Annotated in this window: 7 protein-coding genes and 1 pseudogene; 1 reads left to right on the top strand and 7 read right to left on the bottom strand. The window is 73.1% G+C overall.

Translation table 11 applies throughout. The features are described from left to right. Positions 1–236: 236 nt before the first annotated feature. From VNL12_RS10245 to VNL12_RS10215, 7 genes are all read right to left on the bottom strand, one after another. Positions 237–428, bottom strand: coding sequence for a hypothetical protein (locus tag VNL12_RS10245; protein WP_325594186.1), 192 nt, complete (start codon positions 426–428; stop codon positions 237–239). Between the two features lie 100 nt (positions 429–528). Continuing rightward, positions 529–705 carry a hypothetical protein gene (locus tag VNL12_RS10240; RefSeq protein WP_325594184.1) on the bottom strand — a complete coding sequence of 59 codons (177 nt, stop codon included), beginning with the start codon at positions 703–705 and terminating at the stop codon, positions 529–531. Positions 706–894: 189 nt separating this feature from the next. Then, on the bottom strand, positions 895–1,209 hold the full coding sequence (locus tag VNL12_RS10235) for a hypothetical protein (protein ID WP_325594182.1): 315 nt from the start codon (positions 1,207–1,209) through the stop codon (positions 895–897). 126 nt (positions 1,210–1,335) lie between these two features. Next, the gene (locus tag VNL12_RS10230) at positions 1,336–2,268 is read right to left on the bottom strand and encodes a GlxA family transcriptional regulator (protein WP_414654873.1); all 933 of its coding nucleotides are present in this window, start codon (positions 2,266–2,268) and stop codon (positions 1,336–1,338) included. Between the two features lie 466 nt (positions 2,269–2,734). Then, positions 2,735–4,852, bottom strand: a complete 2,118-nt coding sequence (locus tag VNL12_RS10225) for a hypothetical protein (RefSeq protein WP_325594178.1) — start codon at positions 4,850–4,852, stop codon at positions 2,735–2,737. Then, positions 4,839–6,287, bottom strand: a complete 1,449-nt coding sequence (locus VNL12_RS10220; RefSeq protein WP_325594176.1) for a glycosyltransferase family 4 protein — start codon at positions 6,285–6,287, stop codon at positions 4,839–4,841. Before VNL12_RS10220 ends, VNL12_RS10225 begins: the two co-directional genes overlap by 14 nt. Beyond that, on the bottom strand, positions 6,284–7,489 hold the full coding sequence (locus VNL12_RS10215; protein ID WP_325594174.1) for a glycosyltransferase family 4 protein: 1,206 nt from the start codon (positions 7,487–7,489) through the stop codon (positions 6,284–6,286). The genes VNL12_RS10220 and VNL12_RS10215 overlap by 4 nt, the downstream gene beginning before the upstream one ends. A 47-nt stretch (positions 7,490–7,536) precedes the next feature. Here VNL12_RS10215 and VNL12_RS10210 point away from each other — a divergent pair. Beyond that, positions 7,537–8,111, top strand: a pseudogene (locus tag VNL12_RS10210) (glycosyltransferase family 1 protein); the annotation flags it as partial.

Below are 8,111 nucleotides of genomic sequence, written 5' to 3'. Positions count from 1 at the left end.
CCGAGCGGATAGGGAGGCCGTGGCCCGAGCGGCCCGGCGAGCGAAGCGAGCCAAGAGCGGGCAAGCACGGTTCTCTGGCCCTTCTCGGAGCCGCCAGGCGACGAGGAGCAAGCGAAGTGGTGACCTATCCGCTGAGGCTCTGAGCGCGTGATCGTGGCGACCGGCAGGCCCGGCGAGTTGGCCAGCCGGAGATCGGTCGTCACGAGCTCGGCGTCGAGGTGTTGAGTGACGACGACCTAGAGCGCATCTGCGACGGTCAGGTTGTGCCGCCGCCGCGCTTCGATCAGGAGCGGCCTGATGGACACGCGTCGCGCCGGCGCGGACAGGAGCCGGTCGATGGCGATCTGGATCCGGACAGGGTCGAACCGCGCGTTGATCTCGTGACGGCGGAGAACGGCTGCCGTCTCGGCGTAGTAGTGCTCGGGCACCCATGTCGTCGCACCCCGGGGATCTTCGCTTGGAGCTGCCGGCCGATTGGGGTTTGGACGGCGAGCTCAACCCCGGCCGATGCATCGAGGACGATGGTCGTCAACGTTCGTCGTACCCGCGGATCTCTCGGAGGGTCTCGGCCGCTCCGGCGTCGACATCGGTCGGTTCATCACTGGCGATGAGGTCGAGCCATTCATCGAAGTTGAGGGTTGGCTCGTCGTCGTCGATGACGACGAGTACCGGGTCGTTCGGCAACTGCTCGGCTCGTCGCGCCATGGCCGCAGCCTACGGGTTGGCAGCACGGACGGGCCATGGCTCCGAGGCGGGCGTCGGTGACCCGGCCACGGTGGCCGCACCAACAGGTGAACTCGATCGTGGCCGTCGACCCGTCGATGACCATGCGGCGGATCCGGCGGGTGCTCAACAGCACCTCGGCTCCCTCTGCGGTGCACCAGGCGCGGAACATCACGCCTCCTCGCACGGTCGGGGCGCCGAGGCGGCCAGGGAACTCGGGATGGGGGAGCGTCGGGCCGGGGCGATCTTCCGCTCGGGGCCGATCGACGGTCGCGAGGGGCGGCCCACTCGCGGGCCGAGAGCCCGGCCGAGGGTGCGATCGGCGGCGGTCCGCAGCACGCGACGCCGGCGGCCGCGATCGGGCGGATCCCACCAGGCCTGCTCGAGGGTCAGCGCGACCGGATCCCGGCGCCCGCGGAGGGCATACCAGTCGGGCACCCGGGCATGGTGGGGGACGGGCGAGCGGCGATGTGTCGAGGAGGCCATGGACCCATCGTCCGCCGAGCCCGCCGCCACGACGAGTGGCAGGACCGACCGTGACCAAAAGGTTCCTGCCAACCACCGTTCGACTCCCCCTGCCGAGCCCGCGCCGACGGCACGGGTGACCGCCGGTCAGTCCGCCCGGTCGCAGGCGAAGCGGTGCCGGTAGGTGGTGGGCGAGGTGCCCACCACTCGCGTGAAGTGGGTCCGCAGTCCGGCCGCGGTGGCGAAGCCGCAGGCCTGGGCGACCCGCTCGACCGGGAGGTCCGTGCTCTCGAGCAGCGACCGGGACCGGGCCACCCGCTGGGTGAGCAGCCACTGGAGCGGGGTCGTGCCGGTCACGGCGACGAAGCGTCGGGCAAACGTGCGGGGGCTGAGGGCGGCCTGGCGGGCGAGCTGGTCGACGGTGATGGTCTCATCCAGGTGCTCGGCCATCCACGCCAGGACCGGGCCGAGCGGATCATCCGCCGCACAGTCGGGCACCGGCGTCTGGACGAACTGCGCCTGGCCGCCGTCGCGGTGGGGCGGCACCACCATCCGCCGGGCCACGGTGTTGGCGGCCCGGGCGCCGAGGTCGGTGCGCACGAGGTGCAGGCACAGGTCGACGGCCGCCGCCGTGCCAGCCGAGGTGTACACCGGGTGGTCGTCGACCCAGAGCACGCCCGGGTCGACGGTCACCCGCGGAAAGCGCCGGGCCAGCTCCTCGGCGTGCATCCAGTGGGTCGTGGCCCGCCGTCCGTCGAGCAGTCCTGCCGCCGCGAGGGTGAAGGCGCCGGTGCAGAGCGACACGACCCGGGCACCCCGGTCAAAGGCCTCGCGCACCGCGTCGGCGACCTCGTGCTCGATGAGCTGCTCGGTGCCGTCGACGGGCGTCGAGGACGCCGGCACGATCACCGTGTCGGCCGCCGCCACGATCTCCAGTCCGGCATCGGCGGTGATGGTGATGCCGTTGTCGGCCGGGACCGGTCCCGGCCGCCGCGAGGCCACGCGGTGGACGTAGGGCCACCCGTCGATCTCGGGCCGGAAGATGCCGAACACCTCGCAGGCGACGGCCAGCTCGAACATCGCGACCCGCGAGCCGATGACCGACACGACGGTGTGGAGGCGTCTCCGGCGGGGGACGGCAAGGCGGGTGGCCATGTGCGAAATCTAGGCGTGCGGGCCGATCCTGCCAACGACGTTCCCGCCACCGCGCGCACTGGACCTGCCATCGCGCCCGCACCGGCTGGGGGGTCTCGGGTCTCCCATGTCGGTTGACCGGGCGGTCAAGCGGTTCGGTACGTCGCGGCGATGTCCGACGTCGCGTCTGATCCCCGGTTCGAGTCCGTCGCTGCCCTTCGTGACGGCCTCCGCGGCCCGATCGGGCTCCGCGAGCTCACCACCGACAAGTACGTGGTCCGGCGCGAGGGCCGGATCCGGAGACTGACCGTGCGGTCTCGCGACTGCGTCAGGCGCGCCGGGATCTCGGGAGAACCTGGCCATGGTCGGTGTCGGTCCGTCGGACCCGCGCCGCCACCTGACGGCGTGACCGCTAGTCGGGAGGGCTGATGCCGAGCTGCTGGCGGGCCCGGGCCTCGAGGTCGGCCATCGAGCGGTCGCCGGCGATCAGGCGGTCCCGCAGCGGCCGCAGGTCGTAGAACAAGGTGCGGCGATCGGCGCTCACCAGAGGGTCGACCTGGGTGGCGGCGTCGAGGTCGGCTCGGATCTGCTCCCCACCGTCGTCGTAGCCGAACGTGTCGACCCACACGCCGGTGAAACCGGCACCGATCAACGCCGGCAGCGCTCCCGCCTTGTCCGGCCGGTCTCGCACCGCGAGCTGCCAGTCGCCGTCGGGTCGGCCCTTCATGGCCCCGTAGCTCCACCGGAGGTGACCTTCGGGCGTGTGGACGAAGCCGCGCAGATGGTCGTAGTCGACCATCCGCCCCGGAGGCGACTCCTCGGGGAACCGGACCACCGGGAGCTGGAAGATGGCCGTGCCGTTCGGCATCGCCTCGTCGATGGCGGCCACGTAGTCGGCATCTGCGACCCACTGTGCATCGTTGGCCTCGTAGTCGAGCCCGGCGACGTGGGCCCCGTCCCAGAGGACGAAGCCGACGAGCGGGATGACGAGCGCGGTCCCCACGACCTGGCGCACCCAGGCCCGGTCCCGCCCCGGCGTTCCGGCGATGCGGTCGCGCACCACGGCCCAGCCCCTCTCGAGCCACGTCAGGGCGTAGGCGAGAGAGGCGAAGGCGATCAGCAGCGACATGCGGTTCCAGACCCGCACCTGGCTGAAGCCGGCCAGCCCGAGGAGGATGGCCCCGCCGCTGACGGTGGCGACGAGGGTGGCCACGACCACCAGGAGCCCGATGTCGTCGCGCAGCGCAGCGCGGTCCCCGAGCGGGCGCAGGTCGCGGCGACGGGCGCCCCACCCCCGGGTGAGGGCGTGGCCCACGGCCCCGATGCACCCGGCGGCGCCGAGCAGCCCGATGGTCATGCCGGCCTCGCTGGGGATGGGCGAGGTGGAGCGGATGCGGGCCTCGGGCCGACCGATGGCCGGCCAGCGGTGCGACGGGTCCGGCAGCAGCATCGAGCTGATCTTCAGGCCGAACTGCTCCTGCTCGGTGACGGTCCGTCGCCCGGCCTCCTCGTTGGTGCCGTAGGCGGCGACGAACCGCAGCGTCGGGGAGAACATCACCACGAGCACGACGCCGATGGCCACGATGACCAGGCCGTGCACGACCAGGGTGGACAGCTCGCGGCGGCGCACCGAGGCGATGACGCCGGTGAGCGCCAGCAGGGTCAGGGTGAAGGCGGTGGTCATCGTCTCGGACCCGGCCAGCACCACGATCATCACCAGGGCGATGGCGATGCGCCCGACGCGCAGGTTGTGGCGAACGGACCAGAGCGCGTGCGTGCGCCGCGACCCGCGCCACGGCGGGTCGCCGTCGACGAGGAACCGCTCGCGCCAGTGGAGCACCCACATGATGAGCACCACCGCCAGCGGCACCCACCAGAACGACGTGCGGAACAGGTGGTACTGGCCGTGGCCGATGCGGAACGGCAGCCAGGTGAGGGCGGTCGAGGCGATCAGCGCCGGTCCCACGCCGAAGCGCAGGTGGCGCAGGGCCAGGAAGGCGGCGAGGGCGGCCACGCCGATGCCGATCAGGAAGTAGAGGTTCATCAGGAGCCCCGGGCTCTTGGTGAAGGTGCTGAGGCCGCGGATGATGAGCAGCTGCCACGTCTCGCCGCCATGGGGGAAGTCGTAGAGCTGCTGGCCGATCGGGTAGCCGAGGTCGGGGTTGGTGGTCCACCAGCCCTGGTCGGCGGTGTTCTTGACGAGGTTGGTGATCAGGCGGGCGTCGTCGGTCCCGTTGATCGGCACGCGGGGCGGGAGGTCCCACACCCGATAGGAGATGGCCCCCCACAACCAGGCCACGCCCGCCGCGAGCAGGCCCTCGAACCCGAGGCGGCGCCAACGCACCGGGAAGAGTCGATCGCGCCGGCCCGGGTCCGCGGCCGCGCCGGGCCTCTCGTCGGCCTCGGCCCGCGCCTCAGCTGCGGCCTCGGCCCGGGCCTCCTCCTCGGGCTTCACCGTCGTCGCGGCCTCCGCCTCGGTGGCGGGCCTCACCGTCGTCGCGGCCTCCGCCTCGGTGTCAGCCGCGGTCACGTGTCTCACCACCCTGGTCGGCGGTCGGGGCCTCCGGCGCGACGTCGCCGGTCGCCTCGGCCCGGTCGAGGGCGTCGGCCGTGGCCCGCTGGAGGCGGTTGACCTGGTCGGTGATCGGCATGAGCTCCCACGCGATGACCCGGTGGATGAGCCGTTTGACCACGCTGACCCCGGGGCGGGCCGACACGGGCGCCGCGGCCCGCAGGGGAGAGACCCGTCGCACCGATGCGGACAGCGCCGGGGTGGCGCCCCCGGCGCTCCAGGTGCGGGCCGAGGGGACACCGCCGCGCGCCGCGGTGGCCCGGGCCTCGATCTCGGCCTGGATGACGCCCCGATTGACCGTGGACCCCTCGGTGTCGTCGCCGGTCCCGACCGGCCACATCGCCAGGGGCGCCGTCTCGGCGGCGCGTCCGACCGCCGCGCCCAGGGCCCGCGCCAGCCCGGCGTTGTCGTCGACGAGCACGGCGCCGGCCATGGCCTCGACCTGGTGAGCCAACCCACCCACGCGCGTGGCGATCACCGGTCGGTCGAGCAGGGCGGCCCGCTCGGCCACACTCGATGACCAGATGTGGCGGTAGGGGAGCACAACGGTGTCCGAGGCGACGATCCACCGGTCGAACATCTCGTCGCTCACGAACCCGAGGTGGAGCGCCACGCCCGGCTCTCGCGCCGCGATGGCCCGCAGCTCGGTCACGTGGTCGCGGGTGGCCTGATCGGTGACGCGAGCCGAGCCGACGATGTCGAGCCGCGCGCCCCGGGAGCCGAGCCCCGCGAAGGCGCGGGCGGCGCGGTCGAAGCCCTTGTGGGGCTGGACGAACCCGATGCAGAGGAAGACGTGCTCGTCACCGTCGATGCCGAGCGAGGACCGGGCCCGCTCGCGATCCGCCGTGGTGCGAGCGGTGAAGTCGGCGCCGTGGTCCACCAACCGGACCCGGTCGACGGGCATGCCGAAGCCGTCGACGAGGTGATCGCGCTGCTCGCCGGAGTGCACGGTGACGAGGTCCGCTCCCCGCAACATGAACCGGCTCGCCCGCGCCGTGGGGTCCGACGGATCGGCCCAGCGGTGGTCGATCTCGTGCAGCCGCAGCTCGACGTGGCGGAGGCGCCGGAAGGCGAGGCCGTAGGAGAGGCCGGTCGAGACCCGTGCGCCGGCGGTGGGGGGCAGGTGGTAGACGACGTCGGGGTGGAAGTGCACGATCACCCGGTCGAACCGGGCGCCGAGGCGCGCCACGGTGGCGGCGCCGGCGGGGCCTCGAAGCTCCGCGTGGTGGTGCGCGGCCGACGGGACGGGCGAGAGGACCTCGACGTCGTGGCCGGCGCGACGCAGGTTGCGGACCTGTTGCACGGCATAGGCGCCGATGCCGTCGCGCACCGGCGGGTACGGCGCCACGACGAGCACCCGATGGGGGATGTCGGGAGCCTGGCGGGGCCTCATTGCGGGAACCACTCCTCCAGCGTCTCCTCCATGCGGTCGAGGGTGCCCGGCCAGGTGTAGTGCTCGAGCACGTAGTCCCGTCCCGATCGGGCCAGGGCGGCGGCCGCCTCAGGGGCCTCGGCCACGAACCGCAGGGCCTGCTCGAGCTCCTCGGGGTCGTCGTAGGTCAACCCCGCCCCCGAGCGCTCGATGTGCCAGCGGACGACCTCACCGGCGCCGTTGGCGATGACGGGCGTGCCCGCCAGCCAGGCCTCCATCACGGTGCGCGAGAAGCTCTCGAGGGCCGAGGGCTGCACGTAGGCCGAGGCCGCGGCCATGGCGTCGTCGCGGGTCCGGTCGTCGATGAAGCCCAGGTCGATGACCCGGCCGGGCAGGTCGGGGGGCAGGTGCACCTCGCCCACCCCGAAGGTCACCAGGGTGAGGTCGAGGTCCTCCTTGCGCACCGCGTCGCAGAAGCCGCCGAGGAGCCCCTCCCACCCCTTGGCCCCCTCGCGGCGGCCGCAGTAGAGCACGAAGGGCCGGCGGCCGAGCTCGTAGCGTGTCCGGAACCCGTCGGGGTCGTAGCGCTCGGGCACGTCGACGCCCTCGCCCACGATGCGGGTCTGGGCCGGCGCAACGCTCACCCTCTGGTAGAGGTCGAGCTCGGGCCCGGTCTGTAGCCACACCCCGGCTGAGCCGGTCAGGACCGGCTCGAAGAGCTCCATGCGGGCGTAGGGCTCGTCGTGCAGGCAGGGACGCAGGACGGTCCGCTCCGGGGCCACGCCGGCCGCCGCGAAGGTGGTCCAGAAGGGATAGGGCGAGACGACGATGGCCCGGTAGCAGTCCGAGGCGTCGAGCAGGTGGTGGAACAGCTCGGGGACCCGGGGTCCGTCGTTCATCCAGGCCTCCTGCTCGGCGAGGGTCGGCACCTCCCCGGCCGCCAGGGCGGCCTCGACCCGGGCCCGGGTCTCGCCGTCGGTGTCGAGAACGATCGGGAAGCGACGCACGGTCACCGTGGCGCCGCCGTCCGTGCGGTCGACCGACTCGCCCGCCCGCTCGACATTGGCCCAGGTGTAGTGGTCCCGGGCGCAGGTGGTGAGGACCTCGACCTGCCACCCCCGGTCGGCCAGGCCGTGGGCGACCCTGCGGATCACGGCCTCGGCGCCCCCGACGACGTCGGGCCCGTAGCGCGGCGGGACGAGGGCGATGCGACGGGCGACCACGACCTGCGAACACTAGGGGCTGACCACCGACCTGCCAGACTCGCCCCGTGGACGTCTTGGTCTGCGCCACCCAGGTGCCGCACATGCGGGGCGGCCTCGAGCAGCTCGTCGAGGGGCTCACCGGGGCCCTCGAGGCCGCCGGTCACCGCGCCGAGGTGGTCCGCCTGCCAGCGGCCTGGGACCGCGAGCGCCTGCTCGACGCGCCCACCGCCTGGCGGTCGGTGCCCCTCGACGCGGATGTGGTGATCCCGGTCAACTTCCCGGCCTACTTCGCCCGCCACCCCCGCAAGGTGGTGTGGCTGGCCCACCAGCACCGCGCCGCGTATGACGGCATCGACCAGCCGTGGTCCGACATCGGCCTCGACGACGCCGGGCTCGAGGTGCAGCGCCAGCTCACCGAGTGGGACACCCGGGCCCTGGGCGAGGCCGTCGCCCGCTTCACCATCTCGGGCGTCGTGACGAACCGCATGGCCCGCTACTGCGGCCTGGACAGCGAACCCCTCTACCACCCCCCGCCGTTGGCCGATCGCATCGAGCCGACCCCGCTCGGTGAGCGCATCGTGAGCATCGGTCGCCTCGAGGCCAACAAGCGCCCCGGCCTGCTGATCGACGCCCTCGGCGC

Origin of the sequence: Iamia sp., from assembly GCF_035575815.1 — a bacterium.
Lineage (GTDB): Bacteria > Actinomycetota > Acidimicrobiia > Acidimicrobiales > Iamiaceae > Iamia.
This window is presented reverse-complemented; position numbering and strand designations above follow the sequence as displayed.

Coding starts and splice junctions, on each gene's coding strand:
- VNL12_RS10230 (WP_414654873.1), bottom strand. CDS start 2,268: ATGTTCGAGCTGGCCGTCGCCTGCGAGGTGTTCGGCATCTTCCGGCCC.
- VNL12_RS10240 (WP_325594184.1), bottom strand. CDS start 705: ATGGCGCGACGAGCCGAGCAGTTGCCGAACGACCCGGTACTCGTCGTC.
- VNL12_RS10220 (WP_325594176.1), bottom strand. CDS start 6,287: ATGAGGCCCCGCCAGGCTCCCGACATCCCCCATCGGGTGCTCGTCGTG.
- VNL12_RS10235 (WP_325594182.1), bottom strand. CDS start 1,209: ATGGCCTCCTCGACACATCGCCGCTCGCCCGTCCCCCACCATGCCCGG.